Raw genomic sequence first — 26,888 nt, forward strand, 5'->3', positions numbered from 1 at the left:
ATGCGACGCGCGGTCCCGTAAATCCGTCCTGTCGGGACACGAATTCATTAAGCGGCAGGGTCGATGAGCGACGAAACGTCCATTTCATCCGAACAGAAACCAGCCGCCTACCGCGTTCTGGCGCGCAAGTATCGCCCCAAGGATTTCTCCGATCTGATGGTCGGCCAGGAGCCGATGGTGCGCACGCTGACCAACGCGTTCGAAACCGGCCGTATCGCGCAAGCCTATATGCTGACCGGCGTACGCGGGGTGGGCAAGACCACCACCGCCCGCATTCTCGCCCGTGCGCTCAACTACAAGACGCCCGACATCGATCGACCGACCATCGACCTGCGCGTGCCCGGCGAGCACTGCCAGGCGATCATGGACGGGCGCCATGTCGACGTCATCGAGATGGACGCCGCGTCGCATACCGGTATCGACGATATCCGCGAGATCATCGAGCAGGTGCGCTACCGCCCGGTTTCGGCGCGCTACAAGGTCTATATCATCGACGAAGTGCACATGCTGTCGACGCAGGCATTCAACGGCCTCTTGAAGACGCTGGAAGAGCCGCCGGAGCATGTGAAGTTCATCTTCGCCACCACCGAAATCCGCAAGGTGCCGATCACGGTCCTGTCGCGCTGTCAGCGTTTTGACCTCAGGCGCATCAGCGGCTCCGACCTCGTCGGCCTGTTTTCGACCATTCTCGGCAAGGAAGGCGTTTCCTTTGACCCGGAAGCGCTGGCAATGGTGGCGCGTGCGGCCGAAGGCTCGGCGCGCGACGGCCTGTCGCTGCTTGACCAGGCGATCGCCCACGGCGGCGGTTCCGTCGAGGTCGAGACCGTCCGCTCGATGCTCGGTCTTGCCGATCGCGCCCGGATCGTCGATCTGTTCGATCATATCGTCCGGGGCGATGTTGCCGCAGCGCTTGGCGAGTTCACGGCCCAATACGAGGCGGGCGCCAACCCGACGGTGGTGCTGACCGATCTTGCCGATTTCACCCATCTCGTCACCCGGCTGAAATACGTGCCGGATGCCGCCAGCGATCAGTCCCTGAGCGAGATCGAGCGGACGCGCGGCGCGGACTTTGCCGGCAGTGTCGCCGTCAGCACGCTGTCGCGCATCTGGCAGATGCTGTTGAAGGGCATTCCCGAGGCCGAGAGCTCGTCGCGCCCGGCGGGTGCGGCCGAAATGGTGCTGATCCGGCTTGCCCATGCGGCCCATCTTCCCTCGCCGGAAGACGCGGCAAGACGTGTGCTCGAACTGTCGGGCAGCGATGGCGGCGGTGCCCGTCCGGCCCCAGGTGGCGGCAATGGCGGCGGCATGCAGGCGTCAGTCGGTGCACCCGTGCAGGCACAGGCCATCCAGCCGGCATCGATGGGACGACCGACCGGCAATGGCGCGACGATGCTGCGCGCGGTTCCCGATGTCAGCCCTCAACCGATCAGCGTCGGACAAATCGAAGAGCGGCCCGCCATCGCGCCTGTCGCCAAGGCGCAAGCCTCCGTGCCGGTCAATTCGGTCAGCGACATCGCCGACCTCTGCGGCAAGAACAAGGACATCAAGCTGAAGACGCTGGTGCGCGGCTTCGTGCGGCTGGTTCGCATCGAGCCCGGGCGTCTCGATGTCAATGTGACCGATGATGCGCCCAAGACCTTGCTCGGCGAACTCGCCGTCAAGCTCAAGGAGTGGACCGGCATTCACTGGATCGTCAGCTACAGCCGCGAGCCCGGCGAGCCGACCCTGATCGAAGCCGAGCAACGGGCCCAGGAGAAGCGCGTCAGCGACGCGCGCCAGGATCCTGATGTGGCGGCCATCCTCGCCCGTTTTCCGGGCGCCAAGATCACCGACGTGCGCATCCGCGCCGTCGAGGAAGAGGAGGCCGAGAGCGTTGCTCCGGCCACAGCCGAATCTGCCGATGGCGATATCGTCCCCGGCGACGATATCGAATAGTCCGTCGGACGAACGACCGGAAATTTCTAGAGAACAGGAGACGACGATGCGCGACATCATGGGGATGATGGGCAAGGTCAAGGAAATGCAGGCCAAGATGGAGAAGATGCAGGCGGAAATCGCCGCGCTCGAAGTCGACGGCACCTCCGGCGGCGGTCTCGTCACCGTCCGTCTCGATGGCAAGGGCACCCTGAAGAGCCTGAAGATCGATCCGTCGCTTTTCAAGGAAGACGACGTCGAGATTCTTGAAGACCTGATCGTCGCAGCACACAAGGACGCCAAGGACAAGGCCGAGGCAGTGCAGGCCGAAAAGACCCGCGAACTCACGGCCGGCCTGCCGATCCCGCCCGGCATGAAGCTGCCGTTCTGATCGCCTTCTTCGTCTGGCGTTGGATGGCGACCGACGCTCACCGGTATCGGTGAGCGTCTGTCGCATCTCGCGATCCATGTGCTTTGCAATGTGCCGGCGGCTCGTCCGCATGGCGCATTGGTGTCTGGCACTTCGCGTCGGCCCGGACTGGCGCCGGCTGCAAAGCATGGTAAATTGCCGCCTCCCGAGGAGGATCGCGCATGACCATGACGTCCCTGCTTATCTTTGCCGGCGCCTTGCTGGTTGCGGCCGGATCGCCCGGGCCGAGTGTCGCAGCGCTTGTCGCACGTGTGCTCTCGAAGGGCGCGCGCGACGTGCTGCCCTTCCTCGTGGCGCTCTGGATCGGCGAGGCCATCTGGCTGTCGTTTGCGGTGGCGGGTCTCGCAGCGATTGCCGAAAGCTTCCATCTGCTGTTTGTCGCCATCAAATGGCTCGGCGTCGCCTACCTTCTCTATCTCGCCTGGAAGATGTGGACGGCCGAACCGGATATGCCCGGCGACAGCCTGCCGCGGTCGCGCTCCGCCTCCAAGCTGTTCTTCGCCGGCCTGACGGTCACGCTCGGCAATCCCAAGGTGATGATGTTCTACGTCGCGCTGCTGCCGTCGATCATCGATCTGCGCTCAGTGACCTTGATCGGCTGGATGCAGCTGGTTGCGACCATGCTGGTGGTTCTGGTCGTGGTCGATCTCGGCTGGGTGACGATGGCTGCCAATGCCCGAAAGCTGCTGAAGAGCAAGCGCGCCGTTCGCATCGCCAACCGCGCTAGTGCGGGAACCATCGCCGGGGCGGCCGTCGTCATCGCCACCCGTTGAGTTCTGCTTCGACGCATCTTTCGGCCCCTGTGCTATCGCGGCCGGAGGCTGCGTCATATTCCGGCAAGGCGATTCCGTTTGTCGACGATATGGGCTAAAAGCGCCGCATGGCAAAGCGAGTCACCGGTCCCGAAATCGAAAAACTGATCCAGCTTCTGGCAAAGGTGCCGGGGCTGGGGCCGCGTTCGGCGCGGCGCGCGGCACTGCATCTGGTCAAGAAGAAGGACCAGCTGCTCGGGCCGCTGGCGGAAGCCATGGGCGAGGCCCATCGCAAGGTGCGCATCTGCTCGTGCTGCGGCAATGTCGATACGATCGACCCCTGCACGGTGTGCGCCGACGAACGCCGCGACCACACGGTGATCATCGTTGTCGAGGATGTCGCCGATCTCTGGGCGCTGGAGCGTGCCGCAGCCATGAACGCTGCCTATCACGTGCTCGGCGGCACGCTGTCGCCGCTCGATGGCGTCGGTCCCGATGATCTCAACATCAAGGGGCTGGTGCAGCGCGTGGCCAATGGCGGTGTGCGCGAGCTGATCATCGCCGTCAACGCCACCGTGGAAGGCCAGACCACCGCCCACTACATCACCGACCAGCTCGAGGGCATGGCGGTGAAGATCACCCGGCTTGCCCATGGCGTGCCGGTTGGCGGCGAGCTCGACTATCTCGACGAGGGTACGCTGGCTGCCGCCCTTCGTGCCCGCACCTCGATCTGACGCCATGAACGTGCGGGGTCTTCGCCCCGACCGCCCGCGATCCAACCGATAGGGAACCGGATGCTGAGATTTCTATCACTGTCGACCTTGCTGTTCTGCGTTCTCGCGGGCTTGGCCCAGGCGGCCTCCAAGGCTGATGTCGAGAGCCAGTTTCGCCAGTGGCTTCAGCGCGATCTCTGGCCGGAAGCCGAAAAGTCTGGGGTTTCGGCACGCTCCTTCAAGGCGGCATTCGCCGACGTGAAGCTCAACTGGGACCTGCCAGACCTAGCACCTCCCGGTTTTCCCAAGCCCAAGGAGCAGAAGCAGAGCCAGGCGGAGTTTTCCTCGCCCGGCAGCTACTTCTCGGAAAAACGTCTGCAGGGACTGGCGGCAACCGGGCGCAGCCTTGCCTCCACTCACGCCTCCACCTTGAAGCGGATCGAGAAGACCTATGGCGTGCCGGCATCGGTGGTCCTGGCGATCTGGGGTCGCGAATCCGGCTTCGGCCGCGCCAAGATCCCCTATCCCGTCGTCGACGTGCTGGCGACGAAGGCCTTCATGTCGACCCGGCCGGACCTGTTCCGCCGCGAGCTGATCGCCGCCTTGCACATTCTGGAAAGCGGCGACGTCGAGGAGGCATCGATGCGTGGCTCCTGGGCCGGCGCCATGGGGCAGCCGCAGTTCATGCCGTCGAGCTTCCTGCAATATGCCGTCGATTTCGACGGCGACGGTCGCCGCGACATCTGGAATTCGGTTCCAGACAGCCTGGCCTCGATCGCCAACTACCTCGTCAAGAAGGGCTGGCAGCGCGGCCGCGACTGGGGCTTCGAAGTGTCGATCCCGGCTGGCGTTTCCTGCGCGCAGGAAGGGCCCGATCTCGCCCGGCCGATGTCCGACTGGGCGGCCAAGGGCATCACCCGCATTTCCGGCAAGGCGTTTCCCTCGCATGAGCTTTCCGCGCCCTCGATGATGCTGGTTCCGGCCGGCACCCACGGGCCCGAGTTCATCGTCACGCCGAATTTCTACGTGCTCAAGGAGTACAACAACTCCGACCTCTATGCGCTGTTCATCGGCAATTTGGCCGACCGCATCGGCTCAGGCGGTGGTGCGTTCCGCGGCACCTGGGGCGATGTCGGCAACATGCTGCGCTCGGATGTACTGTCGATGCAGAAGGCGCTGGTCGCCAAGGGCTACGACGTCGGCAAGGCCGACGGTCTTGCCGGCTACAAGACCCGCCGCTCGCTCGGCGACTGGCAGGCCAAGAACGGTCTGGCGCCGACCTGCTTTCCCGATGCCTCGCTGAAGGCGAAGCTTCGGTAAGCCGGCACTCTCCGACAGCGGCGAGCAGTCCGGGCCGTTCGGCTTCGATTGGATGGGACTGCGCCCTCGACCGGGCGCAGTCGGTCAGTGCATGTCGACGTCGACTTGGCGCTTGTAGCGCTCGTAATGGGTCGGAACGATCGTCTGGCGCTCGATCATCCGGTGCACCCGTGGCGGTGCAGCACCCCGATGTAACGCGGTCAGCTTCTCTCCGACCGAGGCGTCGGCCTGGGTGCGCCGCTGGTTGTGGCGCACATACTCCACCCAGGTCGGCACATGATAGGTTTCCGTCCAGGTCGTCGGGATTTCGAGATCCCGCATCAGCGCCCAGTGGCCGGCACCGTCGCGGATGCGGATGCGCCGCCGCTCTGCCATGGTCTCCAGGAACTCGGGAATGTCGGCATCGTCGATCTCGTAATCGATCATGATGACGATCGGTCCGCTGCGGGGTTTCAGGTCCAGTTCGAGCAGCGGCTCGTTGAAGCGGTTGAGCGGATCGAGGTTGAGCGACTTGAACTCCGGCAAGGGCAGGCGCAGGCCGACGGCCGCGCCCGCCAGCATCAAGAGACAGGAGACGAAAAGCGCGTTGGTGGCGCCATGGAGTTCGGCCGTCGTGCCCCAGAGCCAGCTGCCGCCGGCAATACCGCCAAAGGTCATGGTCTGGTAGAGCGACAGCGCCCGGCCGACCACCCAGCGTGGGGCCGAAAGCTGAACGGTGGTGTTGAACAGCGACAGCGCCAGCACCCAGGATGCTCCTGAGGCCAGCAGCATGAGACAGCTCAGCCACGCATAGGCGCTGAAGGCGATGACGAGAGTACTCACGGCAAAGCCGCCGAAGGCCAGGCGCACGATCGCCTCGCTCGACATCATTTCGCGCAATCTTGCGCTCAGCAACGCCCCGCCGATCGCGCCAAGGCCAAAGGCGCCGAGCATCAGGCCGTAGGTCAGCGGACCGCCCTTGACGAGATCGCGCGCCACCAGCGGCAGCAGCGCCAGAATGGCGCTTGCCGACAGGCCGAACAGGAAGCCGCGCACCAGCACCTTGCCGATATTGGGCGACATCACGACATAGCGCAGGCCCGCCGTGATCGCCCTGCCGAGCGTTTCGCGCGGCAGCGGGCTCATGGTCACTTCGCGTCGCCAGCGCACCAGCGCAAAGAGGATGGCGAAATAGCTGAGCGTGTTGGCGGCAAAGGCGGCCGCCGCACCCGCGGTCGCGACGATCACGCCGCCGATGGCCGGGCCGACGCTGCGGGTGATGTTGAAGCCCATGCTGTTGAGGGCGACGGCCGCCGGCAGGTCGTCGCGCGGAACCATGTCGCCGACCGAGGCCTGCCAGGACGGGTTGTTGAGCGCGGTGCCGCAGCCGATCAGAAATGTGAAGAGCAGAAGCAGCCAGGGCGTGATGATGCCGAGATAGGCGCAGACGGTCAGAAGCGCCGACACCGTCAGCATGAAACACTGGGCCACAAGCATGATCCGCCGCCGGTCGAAATTGTCGGCGAGCGCACCGGAGACCAGCGAGAACATCATGATGGGAAGCGAGGTCGAGGCCTGCACCAGCGCGACCATGTTGGCCGATGAGGAAATCGACGTCATCAGCCAGGCGGCGCCGACCGTCTGGATCAGGCCGCCGAAGTTGGAGGCGAGGCTTGCGATCCAGATGGTGCGAAAGATGTCGTGCTTGAAGGGGGCAAGTGGCGAAATACGGGTGGGCACCTCGTCTTCTCTCTCGTGTCTTTTGATTGCGATATCGAAGCGGTTCGTTGCCTGTTATAAACCTCGAAGACCGAAGTGCCAGCCGCTGAAACTTGCCGTCGCATCGATTGCCTGCCGCCCGCACCGATAGGGCGCCTTGGACCGCTAACGGTCGAACACCTTGCAATTTGCGGCAACGAGGCGTATATGGGCCTCAAATTCTTGATCGGTAGATGAAGAGTGGGCCCGTCAGGACCCGCTCTTTTTTATTACCCGGTCCCATGAGGAGACATCGTTTGTCCGATCCGACAACCGCTGAAAATGAACTTGAACCCCGCCTGATCACCGAAACCGGTCTCGATCAGCGCATTGCCGACATCATCGAACCGGTGCTGATACCGATGGGCTATCGCCTGGTGCGCGTGCGCATGTCCGGCCAGAACGGCATGACGCTGCAGATCATGGCCGAGCGCAACGACGGCACCATGACCGTCGAAGATTGCGAAGCGATCTCGATGGCCATTTCCCCGGTTCTCGATGTGGAAGATCCGGTCGACAAGGCGTATCATCTGGAAGTGTCGTCGCCCGGCATCGATCGCCCGATGGTTCGCAAGTCGGATTTCTTCCGCTGGCAGGGTCACCTCCTGAAATGCGAAACCTCGGTGCTGGTCGAGGGCCGCAAGCGTTTCCGTGGTAAGATCGTGTCCGTGGATGCGGATGGTTTCCAGATCGAGCGCGATCAGCCTGCCTATGGCGAGGAAGTGACGGTCACCATTCCGTTCACCACGCTTGCGGAGGCGCGGTTGATCCTGACCGACGATCTGATCCGCGACGCCCTGACAGCCGACAAGAAGGCGAAGGCAGCGCGTGCCGCGAACGAGAATTTCGAAGACGAAGATTCACCTATCGAAGAATAAAAGCCGGGGCGGTGCTTGAGGCCCCCTGCAACCAGACGGAGACATGAGATGGCAGTCAGTGCTAACCGGCTCGAGCTTCTGCAGATCGCAGATGCAGTGGCACGCGAAAAGGTGATCGACCGCGAGATCGTTCTGGCCGCGATGGCCGATGCGATCCAGAAGGCCGCGCGCTCCCGCTATGGTTCGGAATCCAACATCCGCGCCGACATCAATTCCAAGACCGGTGAAATTCGCCTGCAGCGTCTCCTGGAAGTGGTCGAGAAGGCGGAAGACTATTCCACCCAGATCCCGCTCGAACTGGCGCGCGACCGCAACCCGGACGCCAAGCTCGGCGACTTCATTGCCGACCCGCTGCCGCCGATGGATTTCGGCCGTATCGCTGCCCAGTCGGCCAAGCAGGTCATCGTGCAGAAGGTTCGCGAAGCCGAACGTGACCGCCAGTTCGACGAATTCAAGGATCGCGTCGGCGAGATCGTCAACGGCACCGTCAAGCGCGTCGAATACGGCAACGTCATCGTCGATCTCGGCCGTGGCGAAGGCATCATCCGTCGCGACGAGATGATCCCGCGCGAGAACATGCGTTACGGCGACCGCGTTCGTGCCTTCGTCTACGACGTCCGGCGTGAACAGCGCGGCCCGCAGATCTTCCTGTCGCGCACGCATCCGCAGTTCATGGTCAAGCTCTTCACCATGGAAGTGCCTGAAATCTACGACGGCATCATCCAGATCAAGTCGGTTGCCCGTGACCCGGGTTCGCGCGCCAAGATCGCCGTGATCTCGAACGATAGCTCGATCGATCCGGTCGGCGCCTGCGTCGGTATGCGCGGTTCGCGCGTTCAGGCCGTCGTCGGCGAGTTGCAGGGCGAAAAGATCGATATCATTCCGTGGTCGCAGGACCCGGCATCGTTCATCGTCAACGCGCTGCAGCCGGCGGAAGTCGCCAAGGTCGTTCTCGATGAAGACGCAGAGCGCATCGAAGTCGTGGTTCCGGACGAGCAGCTGTCGCTCGCCATCGGCCGCCGCGGCCAGAACGTTCGCCTCGCGTCGCAGCTGACCGGCTGGGATATCGACATCCTCACCGAGCAGGAAGAAAGCGAACGCCGTCAGAAGGAATTCAACGAGCGCACCAACCTGTTCATGGATTCGCTCGACGTCGACGAAATGGTCGGCCAGGTTCTGGCTTCCGAAGGCTTTGCCGCCGTCGAGGAGCTTGCCTTTGTCGATCTCGACGAAATCGCTTCGATCGACGGCTTCGACGACGAAACGGCCACCGAGATCCAGACCCGCGCCCGCGAGTTCCTGGACAGGCTTGAAGCCGAGATGGATGCCAAGCGCAAGGAACTCGGCGTTGCCGACGAACTGCGCACGATCAATGGCCTGACCAGCCCGATGCTGGTCGCGCTCGGCGAGGAAGGCATCAAGACCATCGAGGACTTTGCCGGTTGCGCCGCCGACGACCTGGTCGGCTGGAGCGAACGCAAGGATGGCGAGACCAAGCGCTTCGAGGGTACGTTCTCGAAGTTCGAGGTTTCGCGCGCCGATGCTGAAGCCATGATCGTTCAGGCACGTCTTGCTGCCGGCTGGATCACGGAAGACGATCTTGCCGTCGAACAGGAAGAAGAAGAGGCGATCGAGGTTGCCGAAGGCGCGGAACAGGACGCCTGATGGCGACCACCGCATCGACTGACGCTGACGCTCTGCCTTCGGACAACGGTCCGAAGGACAAGAGCGGCAGCACCCGGACTTGCATCGTCACGCGCGAGAGTGGCTCGCCCGACGATCTGATCCGCTTCGTCGCCGGACCCGACGGCCGCATCGTTCCCGATCTGAAGCGTCAGCTTCCGGGGCGCGGCTGCTGGATCAAGGCGGAGCGGGCGCTGGTTGAAAAGGCCATGGCGAAGAAGCTCTTCGCCCGTGCCTTGAAGGCCGACGTCAAGGTCGATGCGACGTTGGCCGACGACGTGGACAGGCTGCTCGTCGAGCAGCTTGCCGGCATGATGAACATGGCGCGCAAGGCGGCCCAGTTCATCTCCGGCGCAACGAAGACGGAGCAGGCCGTTCGTGGATTGGCGGCGCTCGCCGTCTTTCACGCGAGCGATGCGGCCGCCGACGGCGTCCGCAAGATTGACCAGGCCCGCAAGGCAATGAGCTTTGTGGTTGAAGATGAAACGGAAATACCCGCGTTCCGCCCCTTTTCGGCGGCGGAAATGGAGGGCCTTTTGGGAAGTAATGCTTTTATCCATGCCGCAACGCTTGCAGGGCAGGCGGGTGAGGGTGTAGTGAAGCGCGCAATCATGCTCGAAAAGTACCGTGGATCCGTCCCGGTCCGGGCCGAAGGCGGCGCTGGCAAGCCACAGCAATGACCCGCGTCACCGGCAAAATCCGGCATCGCGTACATTGTTTGAGACAATTTGGAAGACAGGGTCAGGTGATACGCATCCGGCCCTGATCGCTAGGAACGGAACGGAATGACCGACAACAACGACGACAAGACAGGCAGCGCAGCAGGCAAGAAGACGCTGACCCTGAAGCCCTCCGGGGTTTCGCAGGGGACCGTGCGTCAGGACATGGGCCGTGGCCGCACCAAGGCGGTCGTGGTCGAAACCAAGAAGCGCCCCTTCCATCGCCCCAAGGACGAGCGACCGATCACGCCGGTGGCCGCGGCTCCCGCTGCCCGGCCGGCCGAGCAGCAGCGTCCGGCCCAGCCGCAGCCTTCGGGCCGTCCGGCGCCGCAGCCGCAGCAGCATCAGACCCGCCAGGAAGCCAACCAGGCGAACCGTCCGCGCGTCGGCGTCGTTCTGAACCAGCTTTCCGCCGGTGAGATCGATGCGCGCCGCCGTGCTCTGGCCGAAGCGCAGATCCGCGAAGCGGAAGAAGCGGTCATTCGCGCCGAGAACGAAGCGCGCCGCAAGCGTGAGGAAGAAGCCCGTCTCCTGCAGGAGAAGGAAGAAGCCGCACGCCGCGCCGCAGAAGAAGCGGCCCGCCCGGCTGTCGAGCCCGAAGCAAAGGCCGAAGAGGTTGTCGAAGAGCGCCCCGTGGCTGCTCGCGCACCGGCTTCCCCCGAGCGTCGCCCCGACAACCGTCCGCAGGCCGGAAGGCCCGCTGCCGCGCCGGCAGCTGGAGTTCCGACGCCGGCACCGGCCGGTGCTCTGCGCGGCCGCAAGGTCGACAACGAAAAGGATGACGACCGTAGCAGCCCACGTCCAGGCGCAGGTCCGGTTCGTGGCAAGGTCGTGCGTCCGGAGCCGGCAAAGCCGGTCACGCGCCCGAAGGGTGACGATGGTCGCCGCCAGGGCAAGCTCACGCTGACGACCGCTTCCGACGAGGATGCCGGCCAGCGCGCCCGTTCGCTGTCGGCGATGCGTCGCCGCCAGGAAAAGTTCAAGCGCAGCCAGATGCAGGAGACCCGTGAGAAGATTTCGCGCGAAGTCGTTCTGCCGGAAACCATCACCATTCAGGAACTGTCGCAGCGCATGTCCGAACGGGCCGTTGACGTCATCAAGTACCTGATGAAGGAAGGCCAGATGATGAAGCCCGGCGATCTGATCGACGCCGACCTGGCAGAACTCATCGCCGGCGAATTCGGCCACACCGTCAAGCGCGTCTCCGAGTCCGACGTCGAAGAAGGCATCTTCAACGTCTCCGACGTCGACGAAGAGCTGGAATCGCGTCCGCCGATCGTCACGATCATGGGTCACGTCGACCACGGCAAGACCTCGCTGCTCGACGCCATCCGTCATGCCAACGTCGTTGCCGGCGAAGCGGGTGGCATCACCCAGCACATCGGCGCCTACCAGGTCGAGCAGAACGGTCACAAGATCACCTTCATCGACACCCCCGGCCACGCGGCGTTCACCGCCATGCGTGCCCGCGGTGCCCAGGCGACCGATATTGCCATCCTGGTGGTTGCGGCCGACGACAGCGTGATGCCGCAGACGATCGAATCCATCAACCACGCCAAGGCGGCTGGTGTTCCGATCATCGTGGCGATCAACAAGATCGACAAGCCGACGGCCAATGCCCAGAAGGTTCGCACCGAACTTCTGCAGCACGAAGTCTTCGTCGAATCCATGGGCGGTGAAGTTCTCGACGTCGAAGTCTCGGCGAAGGCCGGCACCAACCTCGACAAGCTGCTCGAAGCGATCCTGCTTCAGGCCGAAATCCTCGACCTCAAGGCCAATCCGAACCGGACGGCCGAAGGCACCGTGGTTGAAGCCGAGCTCGACCGTGGCCGCGGTGCGGTAGCGACCGTGCTCGTCCAGAAGGGCACGCTGCGTCCGGGCCAGATCATCGTTGCCGGCGACCAGTGGGGCCGTGTGCGCGCTCTGGTCAACGACAAGGGTGAACACGTCAAGGAAGCGGGGCCGTCCATGCCGGTCGAAGTTCTCGGCCTGTCGGGCACTCCGGCAGCGGGCGACAAGTTCGCCGTCGTCGAAAACGAAAGCCGCGCTCGCGAGATCTCGGAATACCGTCTGCGGCTCGCCCGCGACAAGGCGGTTGCCCGCCAGTCCGGTTCGCGCGGTTCGCTGGAACAGATGATGACCCAGCTCCAGACCTCTGGTCTCAAGGAGTTCCCGCTGGTCATCAAGGGTGACGTGCAGGGCTCGATCGAAGCGATCGCCGGTGCGCTGGACAAGCTCGGAACCGACGAAGTGCGTGCGCGCATCGTGCATTCGGGTGCCGGCGGTATCACCGAGTCGGATATCTCGCTCGCAGAAGCTTCGAACGCCGCCATCATCGGCTTCAACGTTCGCGCCAACAACCAGGCCCGTTCGGCAGCCGAGCGTGCAGGCATCGAAATCCGCTACTACAACATCATCTACGATCTGGTGGATGACGTTAAGGCGGCGATGTCCGGCCTGCTTTCGCCCGAGCGTCGCGAAACCTTCCTCGGCAACGCCGAGATCATGGAGGTGTTCAACATCACCAAGGTCGGCAAGGTCGCGGGTTGCCGCGTCACCGAAGGCAAGGTCGAGCGTGGCGTCGGTGTCCGTCTGGTTCGCGACAACGTCGTCATCCACGAAGGCAAGCTCAAGACGCTCAAGCGCTTCAAGGACGAAGTCTCGGAAGTCAACGTCGGTCAGGAATGCGGTATGGCGTTCGAGAACTACGAAGACATCCGCGCCGGCGACACGATCGAGTGCTTCCGCGTCGAACACATCACGCGGACGCTGTAAGATCCGTCCGATTAGAAATTGTGCGGGCGCCGGGTTATCCTTCGGCGCTCGCATTTTTTTGAGGTATTGACCAATGACCAGAGCCACATCCTCTGCCCCTAATCAGCGCATGCTGCGCATCGCTGAACAGGTGCGCGCCGCGATCACGCAGGTTCTGCAGCGCGGCGACGTCCGCGACCCTGTGATCGAGAAGACGCTGATCGCGATTTCCGAAGTCCGCATGTCGCCCGATCTGAAGATCGCCACCGCCTTCGTGACGCCGCTCGGCGTTTCCGACCATGCCGAGGTCATCGAAGCGCTGAATAAACACGCCAAGTACATCCGCGGCCGTCTCGGCCCGCAGCTGCGCCAGTTGAAGTACATGCCGGAGGTTCGCTTCCGCGACGATACGAGCTTCGACAACTACAAGAAGATCGACGCCCTCCTTCGCTCACCGGAAGTCAGCCGCGATCTCGATCCGAATACCGACGACGAAGAATAGAAGAGTTCATGTCCAAACCGCGCAAACCCAAGGGCCGCCCGATTTCCGGCTGGCTGATCCTCGACAAGCCGCTCGATTTCGGCTCGACCGAAGCCGTTTCCAAGATCAAGTGGCTGTTCAAGGCGCAGAAGGCCGGCCATGCCGGGACGCTCGATCCGTTGGCCTCCGGCATGCTGCCGATCGCCCTTGGCGACGCGACCAAGACCGTCCCTTACGTCATGGACGGCCGCAAGATCTACGAATTCACCGTTGCCTGGGGCGAGGAACGCTCGACCGACGATCTCGAAGGGCAAGTGACCCATTCTTCGGCCGACCGCCCGACGGAAGAGGCGATCCGCGCGCTGCTGCCGAACTACACCGGCGTCATCAGCCAGGTGCCGCCACAGTTCTCGGCGATCAAGATCGACGGCGAGCGCGCCTACGATCTCGCCCGCGAAGGCGAAACCGTCGATATCCCGGCGCGTGAAGTCGAAGTGTTCCGCCTGACCCTGCTTGGTGCCACGCCCAATCTCGCCCAGTTCGAGATCGAGTGCGGCAAGGGCACCTATGTCCGTTCGCTTGCCCGCGACATGGGCCGCGATCTCGGCTGTTTCGGCCACATCGCTTCGCTGCGGCGCACCTTCGTGGCGCCGTTCGGCGAGGACGACATGGTGCCGCTTGCCGATCTGGTGGCGCTCGAAAAGATCGAGAACGAAGAGGAGCGCCTGGCAGCCCTCGACGCCTTCGTCATCGAAACCGGCGAAGCGCTCTCCAGCCTGCCGCATATCGCCGTCAGCGATGACCAGGCGCACCGGCTGAAGATGGGCAACCCCATCATCCTGCGCGGCCGCGACGCGCCGCTGGCGACGCCCGAGGCATATGCGACAACCCGCGGAAAGCTGATTGCCATCGGCGAAATCGCCGAGGGCGAGTTCCGTCCCAAGCGCGTCTTTGCCGTCGGCTGATTTCTTCGTTCCCCGGCATTTGCGTTTGCCTCATTGCTGACGCATGATCCCGCCAAAGCTCGGGCGGCTGCTTCGAACCGGCGCCGTTTCGCCTTCGCAAACGGGTCCTTGTCGCCCGTCTCGACCGCCGTTCGGCGGTCGCGATTGCTGCATGATTGTCCAGATCGCTTTCGATCTGGTGTCACGATCATGACGCAGTTTTAAGGTGTTGCGGTGGCCTTTGCGCGCTATATTCGACGCGCGACGCTGGAGTTGAGAGGCGGTGCATTTGGCGCAGGTTTCGCAAGAGGGAAGAAAGACTGCCGTCGGTCGCCTGGCGACAGCTCTTGATTTCGTCCGCCACCGTATGACGCGGCCTTTCCGCTTCTATCTGACATCGCTGCTGCTGATCGCCATCGTTCCCGCCTTCATCTTTTCGCTCGTTGTGCTGAAGCGCAGCGTTGATGCGCAGGAGCAGGTGATCACCGCGCTGCTGCAGGCTTCGACCGGATCGGTGACCCGCATCGTCGAGCGCGATGTCGAGGGCATGCTGACGACGCTGAAAGTGCTCTCGACCGCACCGGCGGTGGAGGGCGGCAACATGGAGGCCTTCTACCGCAGGGCCTCGACAGCGCTTGCCGAGACCGGCTCCTACCTGCTCGTCATCGACCGCAAGCACGAGCAGCTCATGAACACCCGGGTGCCCTTCGGCACGCCGCTCGGCAAGGGGTCCGATCCGGAATCCGTCGAGCGTGCCTTCACCAACAATGGCGCACCGCTGGTCTCCAATGTCTTCTTCGGCCAGACGGCCGGAAAATGGGTCTTCAATGTTTATTTGCCGGCGAAGCTTCCAACCGGCGAAGATTATCTGCTGACTTTGACGCAGAACGCCGAGAGCATGGCCAAGGCCGTCAACCGGGAAACGCTGTCGCCCGGTTGGAACGCCGCCCTGGTTGACGGCAACGGCAAGGTCATCATCTCCTCCGACGCCGCGGTCAAGGCGGGTGAACCGTTCTTCCTCGACAAGGTGCCGGCGATCAGCATCGGCGTGCGCAACATCACCGAGAATGGTACGGCCTATCGGGTAGCGACGGAGTTTTCCGTCCTGACCGGCTGGCGGATCATCGCCTGGGCGCCCCGCGCCACGGTCGATGGGCCGGCCACGTGGTCGTTTCTCTGGCTGTCGCTCGGCGGCATCATCTTTGCCGGCATCGCCATTGCGGGATCGCTGGCCATCGCAAGGCTCCTGTCGCAAGGCGTCAAGCTCGTCGCCCAGGATGCGCGCCGCCTCGGCGCCGGCGAGCGCATCGAGCCACGTCCTCACATGATCACCGAAGTCCAGACTGTATCCGCAGCGCTTGCCAAGGCGGCTGCGTCGCGCACCAAGGCCGAGGGCGAAATCCGCTTCCTCATGCGCGAGGTTGCCCACCGCTCGAAGAACCAGCTTACGGTGATCCAGTCGATGCTGAACCAGTCGGTGCACTCCGCCGAAAGCGTCGCCGATTTCGCCGAATCCTTCCGCAAGCGCATCGCCGGCCTTGCCCGGTCCACCGATCTGATGATTGCCAATGCCGCGCAGGGCGTTGATTTCCGCGAGCTTGCCCAGAATCAGCTGCAGCCGTTCACGCCCGATGATCCCAAGCGCGTGGTCCTGTCGGGTCCGCCCTTAAGGCTGGACACGGAGAGCGCGCAGACGCTCGGCATGGCGCTGCATGAGCTGGCGACGAACGCCACGAAGTATGGTGCGCTAGCCAATACCACCGGCGTGGTCAAGCTCTCCTGGGCGCTGTCCGACGAGGGTATTGCCATCCGCTGGCGCGAGGAAGGGGCAGACATCGAGGCGCCGACGACGCCGCGCCGCAAGGGTTTTGGAACGCTGGTGCTGGAGCGCATGCTCGGCATGGCACTGAAGGCCGAACTCGAACGGATCATGCACCCGGATGGCATCGAGTGGCGGATCAATATTCCGAGGCATGCGAAGGACGGCGACGGAGATGATGCGGAACCTTGAAGCCATTCGGTTTTGAGGGGCGTTTTGAAAGGGGCGGCAATGCAGGTTCGCAAACGTCAATTTGGCATTCTGTCGGTCGCGTTGAGCCTGATGGCGGTGGCGCCTGCAGCGGGCCAGTATGTCGCTTGCGTGGTTGCCGATCCGACCGGAACGCCGCTGAACGTCCGCACGGAGCCGAACGGCCGGGTTGTCATGTCGCTGGCCAATGGCAGCAAGGTTCGCCGCATCGGTGAACGCCGGCACGCCGGCAAGCGTTGGGCGCTCGTTTCAAGCGACGAGGGAGAACTTGGCTGGGTGTTTGCCGCCTATCTCGACTGTGTTCCGGTTGACGGCGACCAGCTGAAGTCGGCACCGATGCGCCCGCGGCCGTCGGGGAATTGAGAGGCGCTCCACCATTGCTGAAGGGCCATTTTCATGACCCTTTCCTTTTTCATCCAATTCGGTTATAGGCACGCCAGCAAAAGGCGCATGCCCATTGCATTCACGGCCGCAGCTGGACGACATCCCGGCTGAAGGCGTCCCTAAATCCTCGAAATCGAAAGGATCATCCGATGTCGATTGCTGCAGAGCGTAAGGCTCAGCTCATCAAGGAATACGCAACCGTTGAAGGCGACACCGGTTCTCCGGAAGTCCAGGTTGCTATCCTGACGGAACGGATCAACAACCTGACCGAACACTTCAAGGGCCACAAGAAGGATAACCATTCCCGCCGTGGTCTTCTCGCGATGGTTTCCAGCCGTCGTTCGCTCCTCGACTATCTGAAGAAGAAAGACGAAGCGCGCTACACCAAGCTGATTGGTGCCCTCGGCATCCGTCGCTAAGCGACTTGCCCGGCGGATCGCATGCGGTCCGCCGGCCTTTTTTATTATGGGCGCAGAGCGCTCGAGAAATGAACTCTCCGCAAGCGCACTAGGCGCGGAAATGGAGAGGTATCCAGCGGGCCGGATGGGCCGGATCCGCGGATCAACCGATGGCCCGTCATGGGGCAGGATTGCAGGATGCTTCGGCGCCTGCTTGCAGAACCCGCTGCGGGGCAGCCAGGTTTTGCACAGCGGAAAGCGGCCGGTCTCTTTTGAAGCCTCCCGTTGTCTTGCCCGTGATGCGCCATACCAGGCGGTTTACCGACCACCCGCGCTGCAACAGCCGCGGAAAGGTCTGCCGCACACGAAGGACAGAACATGTTCGATACCCATAAGGTTGAAATCGAATGGGCTGGGCGTCCGCTCAAGCTCGAAACCGGCAAGGTCGCCCGTCAGGCTGACGGCGCCGTTCTCGCCACCTACGGCGAAACCGTCGTTCTCGCCACCGTCGTTTCGGCCAAGGCGCCGAAGCCGGGCCAGGACTTCTTCCCGCTGACCGTCAACTACCAGGAAAAGACCTATGCCGCCGGCAAGATCCCGGGTGGCTACTTCAAGCGCGAAGGTCGTCCGAGCGAAAACGAAACGCTGGTTTCGCGCCTGATCGACCGCCCGATCCGCCCGCTCTTCCCCGATGGCTACAAGAACGACACCCAGGTCGTCGTCACGGTCATGCAGCATGACCTCGAAAACAATCCCGACATCCTGTCGATGGTTGCAGCTTCCGCTGCGCTGACGCTGTCCGGCGTTCCGTTCATGGGCCCGATCGGCGGCGCGCGCGTCGGCTACATCAACGGCCAGTACGTCCTCAACCCGCATCTCGACGAGATGGACGAATCGACCCTCGACCTCGTCGTCGCCGGCACGCAGGAAGCCGTGCTGATGGTCGAGTCGGAAGCCAAGGAACTGGGCGAAGAGATCATGCTCGGCGCCGTCGTGTTCGGCCAGAAGGGCTTCCAGCCCGTCATCGACGCCATCATCAAGCTCGCTGAAGTTGCTGCCAAGGAGCCGCGCGACTTCCAGCCGGAAGATCATTCCGCGCTCGAAGCCGAAATGCTCGGCATGGCCGAAGCCGAACTGCGCGATGCCTACAAGATCACCGAGAAGGCTGCCCGCTACGCTGCCGTCGACGCCGTCAAGGCGAAGGTGAAGGCACACTTCTTCCCGGAAGGCGCAGAGCCGAAGCACACTGCCGAAGTCATCGGCGCCGTCTTCAAGCACCTGCAGGCCAAGATCGTTCGTTGGAACATCCTCGACACCAAGAGCCGTATCGACGGCCGCGATCTGGAAACCGTTCGTCCGATCGTCTCGGAAGTCGGCCTTCTGCCGCGCACGCACGGTTCGGCGCTCTTCACCCGCGGTGAAACGCAGGCGATCGTCGTTGCCACGCTCGGCACCGGCGAAGACGAACAGTACGTCGACAGCCTGACCGGCATGTACAAAGAACGCTTCATGCTGCACTACAACTTCCCGCCCTACTCGGTCGGTGAAACCGGTCGCATGGGCTCCCCGGGCCGCCGCGAAATCGGTCACGGCAAGCTCGCATGGCGTGCTATCCGCCCGATGCTGCCGGAAGCCGAGCAGTTCCCCTACACGCTGCGCGTCGTTTCCGAGATCACCGAGTCCAACGGCTCCTCGTCGATGGCGACGGTCTGCGGCACCTCGCTCGCTCTCATGGACGCTGGCGTTCCGCTCGCAAAGCCGGTTGCCGGTATCGCCATGGGCCTGATCAAGGAAGATGAGCGCTTCGCTGTTCTCTCCGACATCCTCGGCGACGAAGACCACCTCGGCGACATGGACTTCAAGGTTGCAGGCACCGACGCCGGCATCACCTCGCTCCAGATGGACATCAAGATCGAGGGCATCACCGAAGAGATCATGGGCATCGCGCTCAACCAGGCCAAGGGCGGCCGTCTCCACATCCTCGGCGAAATGGCCAAGGCCATCTCGGAAAGCCGCGGCCAGCTCGGCGAATTCGCACCGCGCATCGAAGTCATGAACATCCCGGTCGATAAGATCCGTGAAGTCATCGGTTCGGGCGGCAAGGTCATCCGCGAAATCGTCGAAAAGACCGGCGCCAAGATCAACATCGAAGACGATGGCACCGTGAAGATCGCCTCTTCGTCGGGCAAGGAAATCGAAGCGGCCCGCAAGTGGATCCACTCGATCGTTGCCGAGCCGGAAGTCGGCCAGGTGTACGAGGGTACTGTTGTCAAGACCGCCGACTTCGGCGCCTTCGTCAACTTCTTCGGCGCCCGCGACGGCCTCGTCCACATCTCGCAGCTCGCCTCCGAGCGCGTTGCCAAGACTACCGACGTCGTCAAGGAAGGCGACAAGGTCTGGGTCAAGCTGATGGGCTTCGACGAGCGTGGCAAGGTTCGCCTTTCCATGAAGGTTGTCGACCAGGCGACCGGCAAGGAAGTTGCTGCAGAAAAGAAGGGTGACGGCGAAGCCGCTGAATAAGCGGTCTCTGCCCGAACGCATTCGGGGCGCGGAGCGGATCGCTCCGCGCCCTTTTCTTGTACGAGATCGACGGAAGAAACCGATGAGCCGAGATGCATTGAAGACCCTGTTCCACCCGTTCGAAACCGGGATTATCGACCCGCCGGGCGAGGGCGAGCGTGTGCTCTTCCTCGGCGCAGAGGCGGGCTACAGGCTGCCTGAGGGCTTCGGAGCGTCGATCGCCGCCGTCCAGCCGCTGAGGCCGCTCTACCGCGCGCTTGAGGCCCAGCGTGCCGATGTGGCGCCTGTCGTCACCGGCGAGGACTATGACGTAGCCCTGATCCTGTGCGGCAAGCACAAGGGCGAGAACGAGGATCGCATCGCCGAGGCGCTGAAGCGCACCCGCGACGGCGCGCTCATCGTCATCGCCGGCGGCAAGGAAGATGGCATCCAGTCGTTGAGGAAGCGCATCGCCAAGTTCGAATGGGATGGCGATCACCTGCCGAAGTATCACGGCGTCGCCTTCTGGTTTACCCGGCCCGAAGATGTCACCGATGCCGTGCAGAAGCTTGCCAAGGTGCCGGTCCGTGTCGACGGCCTGTTCGAGGCGTCTCCCGGGATGTTCTCGCACGATCGCATCGATGCCGGTTCGGAGCTTCTGGCCTCGCGCCTGCCGCGCGACTTCAACGGCCATGCCGCCGATTTCGGCGCTGGCTGGGGCTATCTCGCGGTCAAGCTTGCCGAGGCGTCGCCGGGCACCAAGGGCATCGACCTGTTCGAGGCCGATCACGATGCGCTGGAGGCCGCCCGCGTCAACATGATGGCAAACGCGTCACGCATGCCGGCGCGTTTCTACTGGTTCGACCTGACGAGCGAAGAACCGCGCGACAAATACGACCTCATCGTCATGAACCCGCCGTTCCACGAGGGTCATGCCGCCGAGCCGTCACTGGGCGTGGCGATCATCAAGGCAGCGCACAAGGCGCTGAAGCAGGGCGGCAAGGTCATGCTGGTTGCCAATCGCGGCCTGCAGTACGAGCAGACCTTTGCCGAGACCTTCAAGGAATATGGCGAGACCTGCCGCAACGCCCGCTTCAAGGTTCTCTGGGGCAAGCGCTGAGCCACAATCGAGATTGAGCAAAGAGCCGGGTTTATCGCCCGGCTCTTTCGTTTTTGGCACGCCCGCCGGCCGGTGGATGCCAAGGCAGAAGATTGCCTGTTGCCATCCCCCGTGATCGGGCTCACCATGGCTACCGTCGATCTTTCTCGTCGGAGGATGGGTGCCATGACGTGGGGCGCGAACAGGCCGCCTTTGACCGAGGATGCGGCAGAGGTCATCGCCAAGGACATCAAGCATGCCGAGGGTCATGGGGCCACCTCCGAAGTGCCCCTGTCCTTCCTGAAGAGCCTCTACCGTCTGCCGTTGGATCCGGCGCGACGCACGCACACCGGATTGGTCGTGCTCGCGATCATTGTCATCCTGCTTTTTCTTTTCCTTTTGACCTGAACCTGACCGCCAGTGGCAAGGCACGCAGGCCGGTCGGTCGGCCGTGTGGCATGATGCGCCACCGGAAGAATGGGCGCTTGCAGCATCTGGCCGGGACTGGACATCGATGCTCCGGGCGCGGCTTCGGAGCGCAGTCGCCCGATTGCTTCGTCGGTTCCATAGGCAGGAACGTCCTCTCTATCCTATATGCGTATTGCCTTGGATTTTCCGGCCGTGCTATCGTTAGTTTTATTCTACGGCAATGCAACCTGTCTTTTCGTTTCGCCTCCAGACGTTCGATCCCAATGATCGTTGGCGGCGGAAGCCCTCGTTTCGATACGCGCACTTGCTGCCTGGATTTTGAAGGTTGGACATTTTCTTCAGTCTGGCGATGGCCGGGGCTGCGACACTGGGATCCGGCGACAGCATGGCGTTCTGATTGGCGCTGAAACAGTCGGGATGAGGGACACTTCTTTGCTCGGCATGGCATTCTTAAGCAACGTCTTCAGGCATTCCCTGGTCATTCTCTGTCTGATGGTCGGGCTCATGGCCTCGGCCGCAACAGTGCGGGCAGCGCCGCCTGGCGGCGATGACATGCAGTTTTTCTTGGTGCGCAGCAATCAGCCGGGGTGCGAGCCGACGTGTCCGGAGTGGATATCGGCCGAGGGAGCGATCGTTGGCGGAACTCCGGCGCGCTTGAAGAAGCTGCTCAAGTCCATCGGCGACCGCCGCCTGCCGATCGTGGTGACCTCGCCCGGTGGCAATGTCGATGCGGCCATGGTGCTCGGGCGGCTCATCCGCGCGCGAAAGCTTGAAGTGGCGGTCGGCAAGACCCGCTTCGTCGGCTGTCAGCCGCAGCAGAAGGATTGCCGCGACAACGATGGCAAGGGCGCCCGCTACATCGGGACTGCCTATTCGGGCGGAGCCTACTGCAACTCGGCCTGTCCGCTGATGCTGGCCGGCGGCGTCCGGCGCGTGGTCGGCCAGTGGGCATATCTCGGGGTTCACCAGATCACCACGGTCCACACGCAGGTCCTGACGCGGTACCAGGAGAAATACCGGATCGTGAACGGCAAGAAGAAAGTCACCAGCAAGAAGGTCGTCAGCCGAAAGAATGTCGGCACCCGCACGACCTATGAGATGAGCAAGGCGATGGAGCGCGAACTGGCGGCCTACCTTGCGGAAATGGATGTCGGGCGTGCGGTCATCGATCAGATGAAGATCACGTTCGCCAACGACATGCGCAAGATCGAGCCGGTGGCGATGATGGAAATGAAGTTGATCACGCAGCTGGGCGGAGTCGAACTGCTGACGGCCGCCGGGGTCTGCAAGACAGTGCCCGCCTCCGCTCATTGCCGGGTTTTCGTCATGTCTGACCTGAAGCGTTAGATGACAGCGGCGCGCGTCCTGTCAGACGTCCAAAGGTCGCTGTAGCACTTTCATTTCCTGCATGTTTTCGTCCTTTAACTGGCTACGATTAAAGGAAGCATGCGGTGGGGGATTTGGGTTGGAGACCGCAATGCGAATATGGAAATCTCCCGTCGGCGCAGCCACGCCCCGCCTTCGACGGGCCGTGCTGCTGATTTGCCTGCTCGCTGCAAGCCTGCTGACGGGGCGGCCGGCAATGGCGGCCGAACAGGAGATGCGGTTTGTCGTCGTGCGCTCCAACCAGGCCGGTTGCGAGCCGACATGTCCGGAATGGATCTCCGCCGCAGGCACCATCGGTGCGAAGACGCCGGCTCTCCTGAAGGCAACCTTGAAGACGCTCGCCGGCCGCAAGCTGCCTTTGGTCCTTCGCTCTCCCGGTGGCGACATGGAGGCTGCGATGGCACTCGGTCGCCTCATCCGCAAGAAACAGCTGAACGTGGCGGTGGGCACGACCGTTTTCTTCGGATGTCAGCGCGATCAGCAAAACTGTACCGCAAACGACCGGAAGGGGGCCGCCTATATCGGCAAGGTTGTTTCGGCTGGAGCCTGCTCGCAGGCCTGTACGCTCGTCCTTGCGTCCGGGGTTCGACGGCTGGCGGGAGAAGGGACGATCGTCGAAGACATTCCGATGCTGGCCGCAAACGAGGCTGAGACCCGCAAACTTGTGGCCTACTACGGTGAAATGGGCGTGCGCTACCAGTCCCTGGCCGAACGCCTGCGCAACGCGGCCGGCAGACTGCACCCCTATCAATTGTCCTTGGAGCTGCTGTTGACGGGCCAGCTGCCCGTCGGCCAACTGGTCGATGCGGAGATTTGCCGTGCCACGCCTGCGCCTGACAATTGCCGGGTCTTCACCACGATGGATCTGGAATAGTCGCGGGCGCCCGGCGCAGGGACCAACGAAACTGGAAAACACGCCAACAAAAAGCCCCGGAGAGAACCTCACCGGGGCTTTTGCATGAGCTTGGCTGCCGATCGGCCGTGGCCGGGTTTACTCGGCGTCGGCGGTCCTGAGCGCGTCGAGTGCCGGCATGGACGTGATGTTGTAGCCGGAGTCCACATAGTGGATTTCGCCGGTGACGCCGCGCGACAGGTCGGAAAGCAGGTAGAGCGCCGAGCTGCCGACATCGTCGATCGTGACCGTGCGGCGAAGCGGCGAATTCTTCTGCTGCCAGGACAGCATGGCGCGGGCGTCGGAAATGCCGGCACCTGCAAGCGTACGGATCGGGCCGGCCGAAATCGCGTTGACGCGGATGCCGCGCACGCCGTAGTCGGCCGCCAGGTAACGCACGGAGGCTTCGAGTGCAGCCTTGGCGACGCCCATGACGTTGTAGTTCGGCATCACCCGCACCGAGCCGCCATAGGTCAGCGTCAGCATCGAGCCGCCGTCGTTCATCAGTTCGGCGGCCCGCTTGGCGATCTCCGTGAAGGAGAAGCAGGAGATCACCATGGTGCGGCTGAAATTGTCGCGGCTGGTGTCGGCGTAAAGGCCCTTCAACTCGTTCTTGTCGGAAAAGCCGATGGCATGAACGATGAAGTCGAGCTTGCCCCAGCGCTCCTTGATGGCCGCGATCACCGTATCGACCGACGCAATATCCTCGACGTCGCAAGGCAGCAGGAAGTCGGAACCGACTTCGGCCGCCAGCGGCTTCACGCGCTTGCCGAGCGCTTCACCCTGGTAGGTGAAGGCCAGTTCCGCACCTTGCGCTGCCAGCGCCTTGGAGATGCCCCAGGCAATGGAGTGGTTGTTGGCCACACCCATGATGAGGCCACGCTTACCGTTCATCAGTCCCGTCATGGTGTTATCCGTTGTGGCGCTGGAAGACGAGCGTTGCGTTGGTTCCGCCGAAGCCGAACGAGTTGGAAAGAACCGTATCGATCTTGGCGTTGTCGATGCGCTTGCGCACGATCGGCACACCGTCAAATTCCGGGTCGAGTTCGGTGATATGGGCGCTTTCGCCGATAAAGCCGGCCTGCATCATCAGGAGACCGTAGATCGATTCCTGGACACCGGCTGCACCCAGCGAGTGGCCTGTCAGCGACTTCGTCGACTGGATGTGCGGGATCTTGGAGCCGAACACTTCGCGAATGGCGCCGATTTCCTTGCTGTCGCCAACCGGGGTCGATGTGCCATGCGTGTTGATGTAGTCGACGTCGCCCTTTACGGTCGACAGCGCCTGACGCATGCAGCGGATCGCGCCTTCGCCAGACGGGGCGACCATGTCGTAGCCGTCTGATGTCGCGCCGTAGCCGACGATTTCGGCATAGATCTTGGCGCCGCGCGCCTTGGCATGTTCCAGCTCTTCAAGCACCAGCACGCCGGCGCCGCCGGCAATGACGAAGCCGTCACGGCTGGCGTCATAGGCGCGCGAGGCGGTCGAGGGCGTGTCGTTGTACTTCGACGACATCGCGCCCATGGCGTCGAACAGGTTGGACATCGTCCAGTCCAGATCCTCGTGGCCGCCGGCGAACATCACGTCCTGCTTGCCCCACTGGATCATCTCCGCGGCATTGCCGATGCAATGTGCCGAAGTCGAGCAGGCCGAAGAGATCGAGTAGTTGACGCCGTGGATCTGGAACCAGGTCGCAAGCGTGGCAGACGCCGTCGACGACATCGCCTTCGGCACGGCGAACGGGCCGATGCGCTTGGGGCTGTTGTTCTTGCGGGTAATATCCGACGCTTCCACGATGGTGCGAGTGGACGGACCACCCGAGCCCATGATGATGCCGGTGCGCTCGTTGCGCGAGATCATCGCTTCCTCGAGGCCGGAATCGGCAATCGCCTGCTTCATCGCCACGTGGTTCCAGGCGCCGCCCTGCGACAGGAAGCGCATGGCGCGCCGGTCGACGAGATCGGTCGGATCGAGCGTCGGTGCGCCCCAGACCTGGCACTTGAAGCCGTTTTCGGCAAAATCGGGAGAAAACGTGATGCCCGATTTGGCGTCGCGCAGCGATGCCGTGACTTCGTCGGCATTGTTTCCGATCGAGGAAACGATCCCGAGGCCCGTGACAACAACCCGTCTCATGGTGATGACCTTTTCTTTATCTCATTCGGTGCGGAGAACCCGCGGATTATTCGGTCTTTTCCTTCGACAGACCGACACGCAGGTCGGTTGCCTGGTAGATGGTCTCGCCGTCGGCCTTCAGCCAGCCGTCGGCAGTGCCGAGCACGAGGCGGCCGCGCATGACGCGCTTGAAGTCGATACCGTACTGGAGCAGCTTGGTGTGCGGACGAACCATGCCCTTGAACTTCACTTCGCCTGTCGAAAGCGCCATGCCGCGACCGGGCTCGCCGAGCCAGCCGAGGAAGAAGCCGGTCAGCTGCCACATGCCGTCGAGGCCGAGGCAGCCGGGCATGATCGGGTTGCCCTGGAAGTGGCAGGGGAAATACCAGTCATCAGGGCTGACGTCGTATTCAGCGCGGATGAAACCCTTGTCGAAGGCGCCGCCCGTTTCGGAGATTTCCGTGATGCGGTGAACCATGAGCATGGGCGGCAGCGGCAGCTGCGCGTTGCCGGGGCCAAACAGTTCACCTCGGCCGCAGGTCAGGATTTCCTCATAGCTGAAGCTTGATTGTCTGGTCGTCATCAATGGTTGTTTCCCCGAGTAACATAAAGTGTTGTCAGACCTGCTTTAGAGCAAGTTCGCTGTGAAATGAAGCGCATCAATGGCCGTTTTCGATGTTTCCGACGCCGGCTACGCCCATTCCGGTGGCGATATCGTTCTGCCGTCGCTTACAGGATCAATGTGGGCCCGACCAGAGTTAAATACCAGCCTTTGCCGAAATAGGCCGGTTTTTCAGGCATTCCAGCCTTTCTGCACCTTAGAATCTATTGAAAGAACAGCGCGCAAAAGTTATATCGCAACGAAAGTATTGTAAATTTTACGGGATCCATGGAACGCTCCTTGATGACGAAGGCAACCGAAGTGAGTTCGGAAGAGAGATTGCGCAGCTCGGGCCTGCGCCCGACGCGTCAGCGCGTCGCGCTTGCCGATCTGATCTTCGCCAAGGGCGACCGTCACCTGACCGTGGAAGAGCTGCATGAGGAGGCTGTCGTCGCCGGAGTGCCGGTTTCGCTGGCAACTGTCTACAACACGCTGCACCAGTTCACCGAGGCCGGCATGATCCGCGTGCTCGCGGTGGAAAGTGCCAAGACCTACTTCGACACCAACGTTTCCGATCACCACCATTTCTTCGTCGAAGGTCAGAACGAAGTTCTCGATATCCCGGTCAGCAATATCGAGATCGGCAACCTGCCGGAACCGCCCGAAGGCATGGAGATTGCCCATGTCGACGTGGTCATCCGGCTCCGCCGCAAGCGCGAACGCGCGTAAAGCG

Annotated in this window: 24 protein-coding genes; 20 read left to right on the forward strand and 4 right to left on the reverse strand. The window is 62.9% G+C overall.

Annotation, left to right across the window (positions count from 1 at the left end; genetic code table 11):
* The first annotated feature begins 63 nt into the window (after positions 1-63).
* The 5 genes from AC1Q80_RS00630 (at position 64) to AC1Q80_RS00650 (ending at position 5,129) form a co-directional block, all read left to right on the forward strand.
* Positions 64-1,935, forward strand: coding sequence for a DNA polymerase III subunit gamma/tau (locus AC1Q80_RS00630; RefSeq protein ID WP_173418628.1), 1,872 nt, complete (start codon positions 64-66; stop codon positions 1,933-1,935).
* A 46-nt stretch (positions 1,936-1,981) separates the two neighbouring features.
* A complete protein-coding gene (locus AC1Q80_RS00635; protein WP_029742357.1) occupies positions 1,982-2,305 on the forward strand; it encodes a YbaB/EbfC family nucleoid-associated protein in 324 nt (107 codons plus the stop codon).
* 200 nt (positions 2,306-2,505) lie between these two features.
* Entirely contained in the window at positions 2,506-3,117 is a 612-nt protein-coding gene (locus AC1Q80_RS00640) for a LysE family translocator (protein ID WP_492359369.1), read from the forward strand.
* 107 nt (positions 3,118-3,224) lie between these two features.
* On the forward strand, positions 3,225-3,830 hold the full coding sequence (gene recR, locus AC1Q80_RS00645; protein WP_173418630.1) for a recombination mediator RecR: 606 nt from the start codon (positions 3,225-3,227) through the stop codon (positions 3,828-3,830).
* Positions 3,831-3,890: 60 nt separating this feature from the next.
* Positions 3,891-5,129 (forward strand): lytic murein transglycosylase, encoded by a 1,239-nt coding sequence (locus AC1Q80_RS00650; protein ID WP_492359370.1) that lies wholly within the window; start codon positions 3,891-3,893, stop codon positions 5,127-5,129.
* Positions 5,130-5,213: 84 nt separating this feature from the next.
* Here AC1Q80_RS00650 and AC1Q80_RS00655 read toward each other — a convergent pair whose 3' ends face one another.
* Positions 5,214-6,848 (reverse strand): MFS transporter, encoded by a 1,635-nt coding sequence (locus AC1Q80_RS00655; protein WP_492359371.1) that lies wholly within the window; start codon positions 6,846-6,848, stop codon positions 5,214-5,216.
* Between the two features lie 275 nt (positions 6,849-7,123).
* On the opposite strand from AC1Q80_RS00655, the gene rimP reads away from it, so the two are divergent.
* The 14 genes from rimP (at position 7,124) to AC1Q80_RS00725 (ending at position 23,423) form a co-directional block, all read left to right on the forward strand.
* Positions 7,124-7,744 carry a ribosome maturation factor RimP gene (gene rimP, locus AC1Q80_RS00660; RefSeq protein ID WP_492359372.1) on the forward strand — a complete coding sequence of 207 codons (621 nt, stop codon included), beginning with the start codon at positions 7,124-7,126 and terminating at the stop codon, positions 7,742-7,744.
* A 48-nt stretch (positions 7,745-7,792) separates the two neighbouring features.
* Positions 7,793-9,409, forward strand: coding sequence for a transcription termination factor NusA (nusA, locus tag AC1Q80_RS00665; protein ID WP_173418634.1), 1,617 nt, complete (start codon positions 7,793-7,795; stop codon positions 9,407-9,409).
* The gene (locus AC1Q80_RS00670) at positions 9,409-10,107 is read left to right on the forward strand and encodes an RNA-binding protein (RefSeq protein WP_173418635.1); all 699 of its coding nucleotides are present in this window, start codon (positions 9,409-9,411) and stop codon (positions 10,105-10,107) included. Before nusA ends, AC1Q80_RS00670 begins: the two co-directional genes overlap by 1 nt.
* Positions 10,108-10,212: 105 nt before the next feature.
* The gene (gene infB / locus AC1Q80_RS00675) at positions 10,213-12,921 is read left to right on the forward strand and encodes a translation initiation factor IF-2 (protein ID WP_492359373.1); all 2,709 of its coding nucleotides are present in this window, start codon (positions 10,213-10,215) and stop codon (positions 12,919-12,921) included.
* Positions 12,922-12,994: 73 nt separating this feature from the next.
* Positions 12,995-13,402 (forward strand): 30S ribosome-binding factor RbfA, encoded by a 408-nt coding sequence (gene rbfA / locus AC1Q80_RS00680; RefSeq protein WP_173418637.1) that lies wholly within the window; start codon positions 12,995-12,997, stop codon positions 13,400-13,402.
* 8 nt (positions 13,403-13,410) lie between these two features.
* Positions 13,411-14,346, forward strand: coding sequence for a tRNA pseudouridine(55) synthase TruB (gene truB, locus AC1Q80_RS00685; RefSeq protein WP_209788221.1), 936 nt, complete (start codon positions 13,411-13,413; stop codon positions 14,344-14,346).
* A 268-nt stretch (positions 14,347-14,614) separates the two neighbouring features.
* Positions 14,615-16,336, forward strand: a complete 1,722-nt coding sequence (locus tag AC1Q80_RS00690) for a sensor histidine kinase (RefSeq protein ID WP_492359374.1) — start codon at positions 14,615-14,617, stop codon at positions 16,334-16,336.
* Between the two features lie 39 nt (positions 16,337-16,375).
* Positions 16,376-16,717 (forward strand): SH3 domain-containing protein, encoded by a 342-nt coding sequence (locus AC1Q80_RS00695; protein ID WP_492359375.1) that lies wholly within the window; start codon positions 16,376-16,378, stop codon positions 16,715-16,717.
* Between the two features lie 170 nt (positions 16,718-16,887).
* Complete coding sequence (gene rpsO / locus AC1Q80_RS00700) at positions 16,888-17,157, forward strand: 30S ribosomal protein S15 (RefSeq protein ID WP_025425494.1); 270 nt, start codon at positions 16,888-16,890, stop codon at positions 17,155-17,157.
* A 357-nt stretch (positions 17,158-17,514) separates the two neighbouring features.
* On the forward strand, positions 17,515-19,656 hold the full coding sequence (gene pnp / locus AC1Q80_RS00705; protein ID WP_173418641.1) for a polyribonucleotide nucleotidyltransferase: 2,142 nt from the start codon (positions 17,515-17,517) through the stop codon (positions 19,654-19,656).
* An 82-nt stretch (positions 19,657-19,738) separates the two neighbouring features.
* A complete protein-coding gene (locus AC1Q80_RS00710) occupies positions 19,739-20,755 on the forward strand; it encodes a class I SAM-dependent methyltransferase (protein ID WP_492359376.1) in 1,017 nt (338 codons plus the stop codon).
* A 165-nt stretch (positions 20,756-20,920) separates the two neighbouring features.
* Positions 20,921-21,142 (forward strand): hypothetical protein, encoded by a 222-nt coding sequence (locus AC1Q80_RS00715; RefSeq protein WP_492359377.1) that lies wholly within the window; start codon positions 20,921-20,923, stop codon positions 21,140-21,142.
* A 573-nt stretch (positions 21,143-21,715) separates the two neighbouring features.
* Positions 21,716-22,510, forward strand: a complete 795-nt coding sequence (locus AC1Q80_RS00720) for a COG3904 family protein (protein ID WP_492359378.1) — start codon at positions 21,716-21,718, stop codon at positions 22,508-22,510.
* A 130-nt stretch (positions 22,511-22,640) separates the two neighbouring features.
* Positions 22,641-23,423 (forward strand): hypothetical protein, encoded by a 783-nt coding sequence (locus AC1Q80_RS00725; protein ID WP_492359379.1) that lies wholly within the window; start codon positions 22,641-22,643, stop codon positions 23,421-23,423.
* A gap of 117 nt (positions 23,424-23,540) precedes the next feature.
* Here the strand turns inward: AC1Q80_RS00725 and fabI are convergent, their stop codons facing one another.
* From fabI to fabA, 3 genes are read right to left on the reverse strand one after another with little or no spacing between them, the layout of a single operon-like run.
* Complete coding sequence (gene fabI / locus AC1Q80_RS00730) at positions 23,541-24,347, reverse strand: enoyl-ACP reductase FabI (RefSeq protein ID WP_209788208.1); 807 nt, start codon at positions 24,345-24,347, stop codon at positions 23,541-23,543.
* A gap of 4 nt (positions 24,348-24,351) precedes the next feature.
* Positions 24,352-25,575, reverse strand: coding sequence for a beta-ketoacyl-ACP synthase I (gene fabB, locus AC1Q80_RS00735; RefSeq protein WP_173418645.1), 1,224 nt, complete (start codon positions 25,573-25,575; stop codon positions 24,352-24,354).
* A gap of 46 nt (positions 25,576-25,621) precedes the next feature.
* Entirely contained in the window at positions 25,622-26,137 is a 516-nt protein-coding gene (fabA, locus tag AC1Q80_RS00740) for a 3-hydroxyacyl-[acyl-carrier-protein] dehydratase FabA (protein ID WP_077499331.1), read from the reverse strand.
* A 321-nt stretch (positions 26,138-26,458) separates the two neighbouring features.
* Here fabA and irrA point away from each other — a divergent pair, with 321 nt between their 5' ends.
* Positions 26,459-26,884, forward strand: a complete 426-nt coding sequence (gene irrA, locus AC1Q80_RS00745) for an iron response transcriptional regulator IrrA (RefSeq protein ID WP_077499560.1) — start codon at positions 26,459-26,461, stop codon at positions 26,882-26,884.
* Positions 26,885-26,888: the final 4 nt, after the last annotated feature.

The sequence above is a fragment of the Ensifer sp. GW823-FHT05D09 genome (assembly GCF_058795755.1).